The sequence below is a fragment of the Streptomyces sp. HUAS TT11 genome (assembly GCF_051553595.1).
Taxonomy (GTDB): Bacteria; Actinomycetota; Actinomycetes; order Streptomycetales; family Streptomycetaceae; genus Streptomyces.
Genome location: NZ_CP196184.1, coordinates 777526 through 791700, shown reverse-complemented (window position 1 = coordinate 791700; position 14175 = coordinate 777526). Strand labels below are relative to the sequence as shown.

Annotated in this window: 8 protein-coding genes; 5 read left to right on the top strand and 3 right to left on the bottom strand. The window is 71.9% G+C overall.

Annotated elements, in window-relative coordinates:
- Nucleotides 1–12 precede the first annotated feature (12 nt).
- The 4 genes from ACSHXN_RS03870 to ACSHXN_RS03855 are packed head-to-tail and all read left to right on the top strand — an operon-like array spanning nt 13 to nt 6868.
- Nucleotides 13–3186 carry an alpha-mannosidase gene (locus ACSHXN_RS03870; protein WP_438302645.1) on the top strand — a complete coding sequence of 1058 codons (3174 nt, stop codon included), beginning with the start codon at nt 13–15 and terminating at the stop codon, nt 3184–3186.
- Nucleotides 3187–3214: 28 nt separating this feature from the next.
- A complete protein-coding gene (locus tag ACSHXN_RS03865) occupies nt 3215–4894 on the top strand; it encodes a class I mannose-6-phosphate isomerase (RefSeq protein WP_356296796.1) in 1680 nt (559 codons plus the stop codon).
- Nucleotides 4891–5817, top strand: coding sequence for an ROK family protein (locus ACSHXN_RS03860; protein WP_438302644.1), 927 nt, complete (start codon nt 4891–4893; stop codon nt 5815–5817). Before ACSHXN_RS03865 ends, ACSHXN_RS03860 begins: the two co-directional genes overlap by 4 nt.
- 19 nt (nt 5818–5836) lie before the next feature.
- Nucleotides 5837–6868 (top strand): LacI family DNA-binding transcriptional regulator, encoded by a 1032-nt coding sequence (locus ACSHXN_RS03855; protein WP_359449816.1) that lies wholly within the window; start codon nt 5837–5839, stop codon nt 6866–6868.
- 149 nt (nt 6869–7017) lie between these two features.
- On the opposite strand, the gene ACSHXN_RS03850 is transcribed toward ACSHXN_RS03855, so the two are convergent.
- Both ACSHXN_RS03850 and ACSHXN_RS03845 read right to left on the bottom strand, forming a co-directional pair.
- The gene (locus ACSHXN_RS03850; RefSeq protein ID WP_356296799.1) at nt 7018–7518 is read right to left on the bottom strand and encodes a GNAT family N-acetyltransferase; all 501 of its coding nucleotides are present in this window, start codon (nt 7516–7518) and stop codon (nt 7018–7020) included.
- A 142-nt stretch (nt 7519–7660) separates the two neighbouring features.
- Nucleotides 7661–11674: a S8 family serine peptidase gene (locus ACSHXN_RS03845; RefSeq protein ID WP_438302643.1), complete on the bottom strand. Its 4014-nt coding sequence runs from the start codon at nt 11672–11674 to the stop codon at nt 7661–7663.
- 186 nt (nt 11675–11860) lie between these two features.
- Between ACSHXN_RS03845 and ACSHXN_RS03840 the strand changes: the two genes are divergently transcribed.
- Entirely contained in the window at nt 11861–12838 is a 978-nt protein-coding gene (locus ACSHXN_RS03840) for a helix-turn-helix domain-containing protein (RefSeq protein ID WP_355136244.1), read from the top strand.
- 279 nt (nt 12839–13117) lie between these two features.
- Here the strand turns inward: ACSHXN_RS03840 and ACSHXN_RS03835 are convergent, their stop codons facing one another.
- Nucleotides 13118–13855 (bottom strand): SDR family oxidoreductase, encoded by a 738-nt coding sequence (locus ACSHXN_RS03835; RefSeq protein ID WP_355136246.1) that lies wholly within the window; start codon nt 13853–13855, stop codon nt 13118–13120.
- Between the last annotated feature and the right edge of the window lie 320 nt (nt 13856–14175).

Sequence of the window (14175 nt, the reverse complement as noted above, 5' to 3'; positions counted from 1 at the left end):
GGAGAGATCCGCATGACCACACGGGCACTCGTCCGTACGACCGACTGGGACAACGACCGGATACGCGACAGCCTTCGCGGCTCGGTCGTGAGCGCCGAAGGCAGCCTGGGCGGCAACGCACTGCGTCTCACCGTCGAACCACTGCTGCGCCGCGCCGAGACCGGCGGACTGCTGCAGTCGCTGCGAGTGGAGGCGGTGAACGGCTCCCGGCTCCCGGACGAGCTCACGGTACGCACCGAGTCCGGTGACGCACTCCCCGCTGAACGCATCGCCGGGCCCAACCGCTCGATCCGCCTGCTGCTGCCCGCCGTCGACACCGCCCAGCGGGTCACCGTGGGGCTGCCCGGAAGCGACCCGGGCAGCGGAATCGACGTGACGCTCACCCCCCAACGCCGCTGGACCGTCCACCTCGTCCACCACTCGCACCTGGACATCGGCTACACCGACCCTCAGGGCAGGGTGCTGGCCGAGCATCTGTCCTTCCTCGACGCCTGCCTCGAGCTGACCCGGGCCACCGACGGCTGGGCACCCGAGTCGCAGTTCCGATGGTGTGTCGAGTCGCTGTGGTCCTTCCGGCAATGGGCCGACGCGCGGCCCGCCGAACAAGTCGAGGAGTTCGTACGGCGGGTGCACGAGGGCAGGATCGAGCTCACCGCCATGCCCTTCAACCTGCACACCGAGACCTGCTCCACCGACGAACTGCACGAACTGCTCCGCATGGCCCACGAGACGAGGGAGCGCTACGGCATCGACTTCACCTCGGCCATGCAGACCGACGTGCCCGGATCGGTCGTCGGTCTGGTCGACGCGCTCAGTGACGCCGGTGTCAAGTACCTGTCGGTGGCGCACAACTGGGCCGGCCGCTCGGTACCGCACCTCGTCGGCGGGGAGAAGCTGCCGCGTCTGTTCCGCTGGCGCGCCCCCAGCGGCAAGAGCGTGCTGGTGTGGGTCACCGACACCCCGCACGGCCTGGCCTACATGGAGGGCCCACTGCTGGGCTTCGACACCGACTACGGCAGTGTCGACGATCTCCTGCCGTCCTATCTGACGTCCCTCGCCACCAACCCGTACCCCTATCGCGGTGGTGTCTTCGGCTGGGCGATGGACCAGGAGGAGATCAAGCGTGAGCCCTACCCGTGGGATGTGCTGCACCTGCGGGTGCAGGGCAAGTTCGGCGACAACGCGCCGCCGCGCCGGATCATCGCCGACACGGTGCGCCGCTGGAACGAGACCTGGGCCTATCCGCAGCTGCGGCTGTCGCGCAACGAGGACTTCTTCACCGACGCCGAGTCCCGGCTGGGTGACGAGATCCGCACCTTCGAGGGCGACTGGACCGACTGGTGGGTCGACGGTGTCGGCTCGGGCGCCCATCCGCTCTCCCTGGCCCGCACAGCCCAGTCCGTCGTCGCGGACGCCCAGACCCTCGGCACGTTCGCGGGTGTCCTCGGCGCGGCCGGGGCCGAGGACGACAGCCGCGACGCGGCCGGCGTGTACGAGGCGGTCTCCCTCTTCGACGAGCACACCTGGGGCGCCGGCGACCCCTGGACGCACGGCGACCACGGCGGGCACTCCGGCGAACAGCAGTGGCACTGGAAGTACGGGCAGGCCCTGCGCGCCCACGACGACGGGCAGTCACTGCTGAACCGGGCCTCCGCGCGTCTGGGGCAGCGACTCGCCTCCCAGGCCGGCATTCCCGCCTCCTACCACGTCGTCAACACCTGCTCCTGGCCGCGCACCGACGTCGTACGCATCTTCCTGCCCGAGTCCAGCATCCCGCTGGACCGACCGGTCGCGGTCCATGACGCGCGCACCGGTGCGCGCCTGCACCACGAGGAAAGCCCACAGGTCAACGACGACCACCGGGACGCCGGCCGCTTCCTGCTGGTGCGCGTGGACGACGTGCCGCCGGCAGGCTCCGTCCGCCTCGACATCCGGATCGCCGAAGAGGCGATCGGCGACGCGGCCGAAGAGGCCGTCCTCAAGGCGGCCACCGGCTGGAACCCGACAGGCGGCACAGACCGGGAGGACCCTGCCGAGACCGCGGCCGCGGCCCACGCGCTGGCCGAACCGCTGCTCCTGGAGAACGAGCACCTCGCCGTGCGTGTGGACCTCGCCCGCGCCTGTATCGGCTCCGTCACCGACAAGGCCACCGGCCGCGAACTGGTCCGTACCGACGCCGTCACGGGCTTCAACGCCTATATCCACGACAGCTACACGACCGCAGGCGGCTTCAACCACAACTCCAGCCGCACCACAGGCTCCGACCGCCTGGAGCACCTCGGCGACCGCTCCGTCGCACCGCCGGCCGCCCTCATCGCCCGCCGGTCGACCGCCACCGCCGAGACGATCACGTACGAGACCCGTCCCGCGGGCGCGAACCGGGTGCGCACCACTCTCACACTGCCGCGCGGCGTCGCCCGTCTCGACATCGAGAACCGCGTCGACAAGGACGCCACCACCGGCAAGGAAAGCGCCTACTTCGCCTTCCCGTTCGCCTTCGGTTCGCCCACGGTGCGCATGGAGGCGTCCGGCGGTGCCACCGGCACCGGCCTCCCGGTCGTCCCCGGCTCCGCGTTGCACATGCGGGCCGTGCGCCGCTGGATCACCCTGCGGGAGGACGAGTTCACCGTCGCTTGGGCCGGCCAGGACGCGCCGCTGGTTCAGTTCGGCAACATCGCGCTGCCGTACGCCCCGTTCCCGAAGACCATGGGCCAGGACGAGCCCGCCACCGTCTTCTCCTGGATCCACAACAACCTCTGGGACACGAACTTCCCCAGCGAGCAGGGCTTCGAGTTCACGTTCCGCTACAGCATCGCCTGCGGTGGCGCGGACGCCGGTCTCGGCCCGCGCACGTCCGCCGCCTGGAGCCGTCCCCTGCACGCCGTGCGCGCCAGAGGGCCGGAGTCGGACAAGGCTCCCGCATTCCTGACCTTCGCCGAACTGGGCGACCCGCGTGTGAGGTTGGTCGGCGCCACCACGCCCGCACCCGGTCGGGTGCTGCTGCGGCTGCAGTCCTTCGCCGAGGAACCGGTGGCCTGCCCCGTACGGGCCCGCTTCCCGGTCTCCGCCGCGCACCGGTCGGACTACCTGGGCACTCCGTCCGCCCGACTCCCCCTGCACGACGGCCAGATGACGCTCGACATCCCCGCACTGGGCACGGCAGCGGTACTCCTCGAGCGCCTCTGAATCTGCACGAAAGTACGAAGGAGATTGCGTGTACCGGCTCGACCCTCGATACACCCCCGCACCGCGAACCGTCCTTGTGACGGGCTGGCAGGCGATCGCGGACCAACTGCCCCCCGCCCCGGCGGTCGTCGCCATCGATGGGCCGCCGTCCGTGGACTGGGACCTGCTGGCCGACCGGCTCGTGGCCGCCTGCCCGGCCACCGCGGTGCGGCTGCTCGACGTGCGCGAGCACTACGCACCGCCCGCCGAGATCAGGCGTCGCACCGTACGCCCGGAGGATGCCGTCGACCCGTACTACTGCAAGCTCGCCGAGAACACCCTGGACGACCTCTTCGACGACGTGCCGCGGCCACCGGACGGGGGGCCGGCCGTGGTCTTCGGGCCGGGCGCCGCCCTCGTCCGGCACGACGTCCTCTGGTACGCCGACCTCCCCAAGCGCCATGCGGAGGCCGCCGTGGCCGCCGGAAGGGGCGTCAACCTCGGGCTGCCCGGTGAACAGGGCGACTTCCGCCGCCTGTTCTACGTCGACTGGCCCATGCTCGACCGCCATCGCGACGCGCTCGCTCCCCGCCTCGACGGCTGGTTGGACGTCCAGGAGCCCGAACGTCCGGTCTATCTGGACGGCGACGGACTGCGGGCCACCCTCGCCACCCTGAGCCGCCGACCCGTGCGCACCCGGCCGTTCTTCAACTCCACACCCTGGGGCGGTCATTGGGCCCAGCAGGAACTCGGCTTCGACCCGGCGGCACGGAACACCGCGCTCGGTTACGAACTCATCGCCCCCGAGGCCGGCATCCTCGTCGGCGACGGGCCGCAGGCGCAGGCGGAGGTGCCGTTCCAGCTGATGTGCGTCCTGCACCCCGAGGACGTCCTCGGTGACGAGGTGCACGCTCGTTTCGGCACGTCCTTCCCGATCCGCTTCGACTACCTCGACACGGTCGGCGGCGGCAACCTCTCGGTGCACTGCCACCCCAGGGAGCCGTACATGCGGGAGCGCTTCGGCTGGCCCTACACCCAGCACGAGACGTACTACATGACGTTCGGCGGCCCCGACAGCAAGGTGTTCCTCGGCCTGCGCGAGGACGCCGACGCCGACGTCTTCCGAAAGGAGGTGCTCAAGGCCGCCACCGAGGGGGTGCCCATGGATCCGGAGGACCACGTCCTGACCTTCCCCGCCGAGCAGGGCAGGCTGTTCATGATCCCGGCGGGCACCCCGCACGCCAGCGGCGCCGGCAACGTCGTGCTCGAGATCAGCGCCACCCCGTACCTGTACAGCCTGCGGTTCTACGACTGGCTGCGGCCCGGTGCCGACGGCAGTCCCCGGCCGCTGCCGTACGAGCACGGCTTCGCCAACCTGGAGACCGGCCGCCGCGGTGAGGCCGTCGCCCGCGACCTTGTGCAGGAGCCGCGCACCCTGCGCGAGGGCACCGGCTGGCGGGAGGAGGTCATCGGCGCACTGGACGAAATGTTCTACGAGGTCAGGAGATACGTGCTCGACGCCGGAGCGGAGGCGGAGGATGCCACGCGAGGGCGCTTCCATGTGCTGAACGTGGTGGAGGGTGCGGGCGTGACGGTGCGGACGGCGGCCGGGGACCTGCACGAACTGGCCTGGGCGGAGACGCTCACCGTCCCCGCCGCGGTCGGCCGCTACACCCTGCGGGCAGCGGACGGCGGACCCGTCCGGGTGGTGAAGGCGCTCGTGCGTTGATACCCGTCCTGGAGATCGGCGGCACCCACGTCACCGCGGCCCTCGTCGAGCCGCGGGACGGCCGCGTCCTGGACCGCACCCGCATGCCGCTGGACGCACACGGTTCCGCCGACGACATCCTCGGCGCCGTGCGCGCCTGTGCCGGCACCCTGGCGGTGCCCGCGGGGGCCCGCTGGGGTGTGGCGGTGCCGGGGCCGTTCGACTATGCGAGGGGCATCGCCCTCTACGCGGGAGTCGGGAAGTTCGACGCCCTGTACGGAGTGGACGTGGGGGCCGCGCTGCGCGGCGGGCTGTGGCGACACCCCGCCGATGTCGTGTTCCTCAACGACGCGCACGCGTTCCTGGCAGGCGAGTGGTCCGCGGGCGCCGCGCGCGGCCACCGCCGCGCCGTCGGCATCACCCTCGGGACGGGTGTCGGTTCCGCGTTCCTCGCCGACGGCCGTGTCTGCGAGGACGGGCCCGGCGTGCCGCCCGGGGGACGCATGGACCTGACCGAGGTGGGCGACGAGCCGCTCGAAGACGTCGTCTCACGCCGCGCGATCCTGCTCCGGTACGGCGATCCGGTCCTCGACGTGCACAACATCGCCGAGCGCGCCAGGGCGGGGGAGGGACGGGCCCGGCGGGTACTGGGCACCGCCTTCTCGACGCTGGGTGCCGTGCTGGGGCCGCGGCTGGTGGACTTCGGCGCCACGGCACTCGTGGTGGGCGGCTCCATGGCCCGTTCCTGGGATCTCGTCGCTCCGGCCCTGACGTCGGGACTCGAGGGCGGGGGCTGGGTGCCCGACGGCGGCGTGGCCCGTCGTGGTCCTGTGCCCCCCGAAACCGCGGCCGCCGCACGGCATACTCGTGCGGTGAAGCCCGCCCGTCTCGCCGGGGACGCCGCACTGATCGGCGCGGCGCGCGCGGCGGCCGACGGGGACTGACGAAGGGGACACGGCCGGGATGGCGGACACACGTGGGCCGAGGGACGCGCAGCCGACCTTGCGGGACGTCGCCGAGCGTGCGGAGGTCAGCGCCATGACCGTCTCGCGCGTTCTGCGCGACGACCCCAAGGTGGCGCCGGCCACCGCGGCCCGGGTGCGCACGGTCATCGCGGAACTCGGCTACCGCCGCAACGAGATGGCCCGCAGTCTGCGGCTGGGCAGCGGGACCGGTCTGGTGGGGCTCGTCGTCACCAACCTCGCCAACCCCTTCTACTCCCGCCTCGCCCTCGGTGTCGATTCCGTGCTCGCCCAGCACGGCCTCAAGTCCGTCATCGGCAACACCGGACAGGACCTGGACAGCGAGCGGAGCCTCGTCCAGGACCTGGTGGCCCGCCGAGTCGACGGCATCATCGCCGTGCCCGCCGACACCGACCAGCGTCATCTCGCCGCCGCGGCGGCCGAGGGCGTGCCCGTGGTGCTCGCCAGCCGCCCGCCGAACGGCTTCGCCGCCGACTGCGTGCTGGTCGACGACTACGGCGGGGCGCGCGCCGCCACCGAGCGGCTACTGGCCGCCGGGCATCGCAGGATCGGTTTCCTCGGCTCGCCCCCGACCGTCTACACCAGCATCGAGCGTCTGCGGGGTTACGCCGACGCACTGGCCGACGCCGGTATCCCCGCCGAGCCCGCCTACATCCGGCAGGGCCAGCAGCAGACCGGCGAAGCCGCCCGTGCCGCAGGCGAGTTGCTCGACCTCCCGGAACCGCCCACGGCGCTGTTCTGCTCCAACAACCGCAACACCATCGGCGCCTTCCGCGCCATCCGCCGTGCGGGCACGACCACGGCGCTGGCCGGCTTCGACGACTTCGAACTCGCCGACGCGCTGGGGCTGCCGCTGACCATCGTCGCCTACGACAGCGACGAACTCGGCCGCGAGGCCGGTCGACTGGTCGCCACCCGTATCCGGGACGGCTCCGTGCGCTCCGCCACCCGGCGGACCGTGGTGCCGACCTCACTTGTGCACTACGGCACGGCGGGACCCACGGCGCACTGATCGACGGCCGCCTGCGTCCCCCAGGACAGGGGGATGGGCGCCGCTCGGGCGGTGAACGGGCCGGGCCGGGCGCCGCTTGAGGGCCGTACTCCGGCTCGTCGCAGGCCGGGGTACGGCTGCAAGATCGCGTGCTACGGCTACGGCTACGGCTACGGCTGCGGCACGAGGTCGAGTCGATACCAGGTACCCGTCTTGCCGCCGACGTCGGCCGGGCCCGCCGGGCCGACCGGGACGAACCCGGCCTTGACCAGCACTTTTCGGGAGGCGCCATTGTCGTGTGCGGCGGCCGCCCGCAGTGTGCGCAGTCCGTGCCGCGCCACCGCGAGTCGGCACAGCTCCCGGACGGTCGCGGTGGCCACGCCGCGGCCCGTGACGTGCTGGGCGACGCGGTAGCCGAGTTCGGCGGTGCCGTCCTGGACGTCGTAGAGATTGAACCGGCCCAGAACCGAGCCGTCCTCGGCGATCAGTACGTAGAACGCGTTGATGCCGGCATCCTGCTGGGCCAGCATGGCGCTGAGCCGCTCGGCGAATCGATCGAAGAACGCGTCGCCCCGATCAGCGATGGCGGCGGCGAAGTAGGCGCGGTTCGCCAGCTCGAAGGCGAGGACCGCCGGGCCGTGGTCGGCGTGCAGCAGCTTGAGCTCGGGCACGCTCCGAACCTACCCGGACGGTGCGTTCGGAGCACCTGGGTTTCCGTGGAGGCCGAGCCGGCCTGCCCGGGGGCCGCTGCGGGGCCTGCCCCGGGGGCCCGTAGTGCGTACGGGCCCCCGGGACGGAGGACGGGTCGGTCCGTCAGTAACTGAACTGCTGGATCTGCTGATCGTTCGGTCCGTACGTCCACCCGGTCCGGGTGCCGGGATCCAGCTGGAGCGCGTTCTCGGCCCCGCCGTGGGTGCCGATGGCGAAGCCGGTCAGCGTGCGGATCACCGTTCCGGTCGTGAGATCCACGACGACCAGCTGACTGGTGGCGTTGTTGTCCGGTACCCACATTCCGGCGCCGAAGTAGGCCTTGCCCTCAGGCGTCGCGTAGGACACCACGGCGATCCGGTGGGTGCCGTCCACCGCGAGGGCCGAGGCCTTGCCCAGGCGCACACTCATGGCATCGGCCGTCTCACCGCCGGTCTCGTCGATCGGTCCGAGCACACTGGTGGGAACGATGTTGACGCTGGGCACGGTGGCCGAGAGGTTGAACAGCGTTCCGGCTCCGTCGGAGGCGATGCCGTGGCTGCATCCGGAGGTGCTGCCGAGGCCGGTCACCGTCCGGGTGACCGGATCGACCTTGGCCGCCGTCACTCCGCCGAGGCAGTTGAAGGCCCCGGCGGCCTTGGCCAGGAAGACGTCCCCGGTCGCGGAGTCGAGGGTGAGCAGACTGTATGTTCCGGCCGGCACGCCGGTCGGGTCGGCCTGGATCGGATCGCCCGTGGTGCCCGCGCCGAGGTCGACGGGCAGCACCAGGTCGGCCTTGTCGGTCCCGTGCAGGAGCACGGCGCCCCTGTTGTGAACGCCGTCGATCCGGCCGGTGACGTAGGTGTACGTGTCGGCGGGCAGCACGGTGACGCCGGTGAGGGAGTCCGTCGTGGTGTTCCAGGTCTCGACCCGGACGTCGCCGTCGGCCGTGGCCTTGTGGGCCAGCAGAACGCGGTTCGCGGTGGCTCCCACGACCTCGTAGGACGAGCCGGAGCCCGGGTCGGAGGTGATGACGTCGCCGTAACGTCCGGTCGCCGTCGAGTAGTGGCGGACCTCGGAGCCGCCGGAGGCGGTGGCCAGCGCCGCGACGGAGTGGGAACCGGCCGCGGCGAAGCTCTCCACCGACGCACCGCCGGGCGCCGGCCCGTCGTCGAAGACCAGCGTCGACAGCGGGGACGCCTGACCCACGACCTGACCGTTGCGGCCGAGGGCCAGCACCCGGACGTTGTAGCTGTCCGAGCTGCCGAGGCCGAGTGCCGCGGCGTCCAGGCGCACCGATCCGGAGACGGCGGGCAGCGTACGGTGCAGCACCGAGGGGCTGTTCACGCCGTCGTGGTCGAGTCGGGTGCCGTTGGCGTTGGTGAAGGTGTTGAGCGTGCCGTGCTGGGTGGGGGCCGGTGCGGCGAACTCCACCTCGGCCGACTGCGCGCCCGCGACGTCCCGTACGTCGTAGCGGAGCGTGAACCGGGAGGTGTCACGGGATACTTCAGCGGTGTGGCCGGCGATCCCGTTGGCCCCGGTCAGGACCGGGGCGGCCGGGCGGTTCGCCGCCGTGCCGCCGTCCACCCGGATCGGGGCGAACTCCCCGTAGGCGACGGACAGCGGGTTGCCGCCGAAGCCCCGCTGGGCGATACCGATGCCGTAGAGGCCGCCGCCGTTCGCGAAGGCCTCAGCGGGAATCGTCACCGTTCCCTTGGGCGCGGTCAGCGCCTGGTGCCAGCCGGCGGTGAACAGGGGAGCGAGGCTCGGGTTCCAGTGGCCGACCGTGGACACCACAAGCTGCGGGTCGGAGGTCGACGCGACACCGGTGAGGTCGTACGAGACGGTGACCGGGTGCCCGGCGCCGACCGTCGCCGGAGCGTCGGGGGCGGTGGCCTCCGCATAGGTGCCGTCGCTGGGGCCGACCGCGAGGGTACGGGTGGTGCTCACGCGGGTGCGCCCGTCGACCAGGACGCGGTAGGCCACGGTGATCTGCCGGTCCGTCGTGGAGGTCAGAGGCAGACCGGCGGCCGTCAGGAGCTGGGCCGGTGTCACGCGTATCGCGGGGCTGTCCGAGCGGAAGACCGTCTTGCCGACGGTGAGGGTGTACTGGGCGCGGCCGGTCACTCCGGTGGTGTCGCCGGCGAAGGTCACCGGGCCGACAAGCCCTTCACCGTTGCCGCCGGTGGATGGGTCGCCGAGGTCGATACGGCCCGGGTCGGTGGTCTCCATGAAGGCGCCGCCGAGATCGCCGATGGTGACACGGTGCGCGACGGACAGGCGCACCAGTGACGGGGACCCGGAGCTGCGGCCCAGCGCCCTCTCGGTCGCTGCCGTCACATCGATCTGCGGACCTACATGCAGCGCGCGGTCGATCTGCGGCGGCGTGGAGACCGCGCGACCGGTCTTCTCCAGGATGTCCCGTACCTGGACGGGAGTCAGACGGTGGCCGCCGAGCCGCCCGGCCTGGAGTACGACCGCCGCTGCGGCGGCGATCTCGGGGGCGGAGGCGGACGTGCCGCCGTTGAGGGACACGGCGACGTCCTGCGCCGCGCCCTGGGCCTGATGGGAGAAGGCCAGGATGTTGTCGCTGGGCGCCGAGAGGTCGATCCGGCTGCCGAAGCCCGAGGAGAAGGTCCCGAAGCCGCTGAGCCGTGTCTCGGCCGTGGTGGCGTCGCCCTGCGGTCCTGCGGCCAGGGTGTCGTCCAGGGTGGTGCCGCCCGCGGCTATCGCCCCGCTGTCGGGGACCCTTGACGGTGTCGTGGACTCCGCGTCGTCGGCGATGGTGGTGGCGGAGCGGTTGTCGGGGGCGAGGTCGGTGGGGGTGCTGCCGCCGTCGGGGCCGACGGAGGCGGGCGTGTAGAGGCGCGTGCCGTCGTTGGAGGAGATGGACACCACGACGCCGTCGTCATGGACGATGGACGTGACGACGGCACGGATGACCGGGTCGTCCTCGAGGTAGCGGCCGGGGAAGCCCTCGGCGTCGGTGCCGAAGCCGAGGCTGGCCGTGATCACGTCGGGCCTGGGTGACTGGTGGGCGGCGGCCAGCAGGGCGCCCGCGATCCGGTCGGTGGTCGGCTGCTGCGGGACGACCAGTCGGTAGTCCGCGCCGGGGGCGATGCCCAGGAGGTCGGTGTAGCCGCTGCCGGTCGCCTCGGGACGCTGCCGGTCATGGGCTAGCGGGGCCATGACGCCGAAGTCGAGCATGACTTCGTCGAGGGAGGGGTCCTGCTGTTCGGTCGACGCGGCGCCGTCCAGACCGCCGGAGTCCTTGGCCACATAGGTCGGGATCAGCGGCATCGACGGCAGGTCGAGGTAGCGCTGTCCGTTCCTGAGGACGGTGGTCGGGCCGTTGGACTGCACGTACGAGTCGCCGTCGTCGGCCATCGACTGGTCGGTGAGGTCGCCGATCGACACGTTCGTGATGGTCTCGCCGGTACCGGGCTGCTGACCGTACCGACCCTGGAGCAGGGAGAAGGCGCCGATCGCGTTCACACCGCCGGAGTTGAGGAACGCCTGCGCGGAGGTGGTGAGGGTGTCGTTGGCCGGTACGGCATCCGGGGGCGACGTTCGCGCTGTCTTGCCGGTCCTGGCGGAACCGCTGGGGCGCGCGGCGGGGAAGGACCGGACCGCCGTGGACGGCAGCGACCGGGCTCCGGTGTTCATGGTGTTGACATACCGGTTGGGTTCCGCGTCGGCGATTCCTCGAGTGCCGCGCAGGGAACGGGCGACGGCGGCGGAGTCGCGCCGGCCGGTGGTGAGGACGTAGGTCCGGGACTGCCCGGTGTTGTCCTCCTGGACGAGCGGGTGCAGCGATGTGGCGCCTACGGCCCGGAACTTGGCGTTGAGGGCCGCGCTGTTCGTCTGCGGGGTCCGGGCGGCGAGGCGAGTGCCGGGCAGGGGCGCTCCGGTGACCGAGGTCTGCTGGTCCAGCGTCACCAGAGTCTGGCCGGGAACGACGCCGTGCCGCTGCTGGTCGGGTCTCGGCGACGCCTGTGTGGCGGGTGTGCGGACCGGGGGAGTGGGGGTGGCCGGGGGCGCGGCGGATGCGGGCAGTGCCACGGCGGTCCCGGCGACGGTGAGGGCGAGGACCGCGCAGGCGCGCAGCAGCCGCAGGGCCGGTGGTCGGGCTTGGGGCATAGGGGCACCTTCCGCTGGTGTTCGGTGTGCTGACACACGACAGGGACGTGGGCCCGGGCGACACCGCAGGACAACGCCCCTTTTCTCCAGGGGAAGATGTCAACGGAAGCGGACCGGGCGCAAGGACGCGGCTGTGGCCAACTTCCGCCAGGTGGCAGCTGGCTGCCAGGAACGACCGGAGTGGAAATGGAATTTGACGTCGTCGGACTCAGCGACGAAACACAACTCGTCTACACCGCCCTGGTCGGGCTGCCCCGGAGCACCGCCTCGCAGGTCGCCGGAGCATGCGGGATGAGCGTGCGGGCGGTGGGCAGGTTGCTGTCCGTGCTGGTCAAGGACGGCCTTGCCACCAGATCCGCGGGCCGTCCGCCGCACTTCACCGCGGCGGCCCCCGATGTGGCGGTCAGCGAGCTGATCCAGGAACGTGAGCGCCGGCTCGACTCGGCCCGCTCCCTGGTGCAGCAGCTCGCCGAGAAGCACCGCGAGGCCCACCGGATCAGCGATCCGAACATCGCCGTGGAACTGCTCACCAGCCACGAGGACATCAGCGCGGCCGTCCACCGGCTCACCCAGGGTGCCCGGCGCCAGGTGCGGGCCTTCGACCGGCCTCCCTATGTCGACCGGCCGGGAAGCAACCTGGACGACCAACGCCGGCGGCAGCGCACGGGTGTCGTCCACCGGGTGATCTACGATCGGGCCGCTGTGGACTGGCCGGGCCGGCTCCAGGACGACATCCTGCCGAGCATACGCGCCGGTGAACAGGCCAGAGTGCTGGCGGAGTTGCCGCTGAAACTGGTGATCTCGGACGACAGGTCCGCGATCATCCCCTTCAGCCTCGCGCCCGGCGGCCATTCCGCCGCCTATCTCATTCAGCGTTCACCGATGCTCGTGGCACTTGAGGCGCTGTTCGAAGTCGAGTGGGAACGGGCGACACCGCTTCGGGACACCAGGTCCCCGGTCGAACGCCCCGGCGGCCCGGATGCCGAAACGCTCGCCCTGCTGAGGCTTCTGTCCTCCGGTTGCTCGGACGCGGCGATCGCGCGCACCCTGGGCTGGAGCCAGCGCACCACCCAGCGCCGTATCCATCGTCTGATGGCCGAACTGGGCGCCGACACCCGCTTCCAGGCGGCGGCCCAGGCGGCCCGTCGCGGCTGGCTGCGGTGAATCGGCACTGTCCGGAGCAGTTCTTCGCGACGGGGTCTGTCCGCCTCTGCCGGCACCGGCCCCGGATCGGCATGCGCCCGACGGACCGGTGCCCCGGCGCGGGGGGTGCCGGACGCCCGGCCGGCTCGCAGAAGGGAGCGAAGCCGGGGAGCTCCTCGTAGCGCCACGACGGTCCCGTGGTCTGTGACCACGTGCCATCGGATGCCGGATGCCCGAGGAGCGGCGCGGTGCCGCGCATGAGTCGCGTCCGCCGGGCTCCACAGGCCTTCGCTCCGGTCGTCAGCCCTGTGCGGTGGGGCGCACGATCAGCTCGTTGACGTCCACCTGCGCCGGCTGATCGATGGCGAAGACGATGGCGTCCGCGACCGCCGACGCCGGGATCGCCAGCTGTTCGGCGGCAGCACGCGCCGCGCCCTGGGCCTCGGCCGACCCACCGCGGTGGGTCAGCTCGCTCTGCGTGAACCCGGGACTGACAACGGTGACCCGGACGTCCCGGCTCTCCTGCCGGAGCCCTTCGGACAGTGCCACCACGCCGAACTTGGTGGCGCAGTAGACCGCCGCGGTCGGGTCCACCCGGTGCCCCGACGTCGAGGAGACATTGACGATGTGCCCGCCGCCCTGGCGCTGCATATGAGGCAGTACTGCGGCGATCCCGTAGAGCACGCCCCGCAGATTGACGTCGATCATCTGCTCCCACTCGGCGATGCGCAGGTCCGCGATCGGCGACAACGGCATCACGCCGGCGTTGTTGATCAGGACGTCGACCCGCCCGTACTCCTCGATCCCGGCGGCGGCGAAAGCCCGCACGGAGTCGAGGCTGGTCACGTCCAGCTCCCGGTGGGCGACCGACGCCCCGCCGGCACGCAGTTCCTCCGAGAGGGACGCCAGGCGTGCGGTTCGGCGGGCACCGAGCAGCACACGGTGGCCGAGCCCGGCCAGCCGACGGGCAGTGGCTTCGCCGATGCCGCTGCCGGCCCCGGTGACGAGGACGGTCTTCGATTCCGCTGACGTGATCATGAGTGCTCCTACGGGATGGTCCGGCGGCGGCCGCCGCTCCTTCCACCTCAGTGCGCCGGACCGGATCCCGGAAGGCAGCGTGTGCCTGGGTGTGCGGCACCCAGGCATACGCTGCCTTCCTCGTCTCCCGGCGGCGGTGGACGCTGGTGCCTCGGCGACGTCGGCGGGAGCCCGCGGGGACGGCGGCACTCATGGGTCCGCCGTCGGCCCCGAGCGCGGCGGATCGCCGGCACAGGCCTCGCGGGGACCCGTCTTCGCCGCAGCTGCCGGTCGGGGCGATGTCAGTGGGCGGTCGTACGATCCGTCGGTCCGAGGGCAAC

Excerpts from the sequence above, each read along its gene's own strand:
- ACSHXN_RS03870 (WP_438302645.1), top strand. The coding sequence starts at position 13 with ATGACCACACGGGCACTCGTCCGTACGACCGACTGGGACAACGACCGG.
- ACSHXN_RS03835 (WP_355136246.1), bottom strand. The coding sequence starts at position 13,855 with ATGATCACGTCAGCGGAATCGAAGACCGTCCTCGTCACCGGGGCCGGC.
- ACSHXN_RS03845 (WP_438302643.1), bottom strand. The coding sequence starts at position 11,674 with ATGCCCCAAGCCCGACCACCGGCCCTGCGGCTGCTGCGCGCCTGCGCG.
- ACSHXN_RS03855 (WP_359449816.1), top strand. The coding sequence starts at position 5,837 with ATGGCGGACACACGTGGGCCGAGGGACGCGCAGCCGACCTTGCGGGAC.
- ACSHXN_RS03840 (WP_355136244.1), top strand. The coding sequence starts at position 11,861 with ATGGAATTTGACGTCGTCGGACTCAGCGACGAAACACAACTCGTCTAC.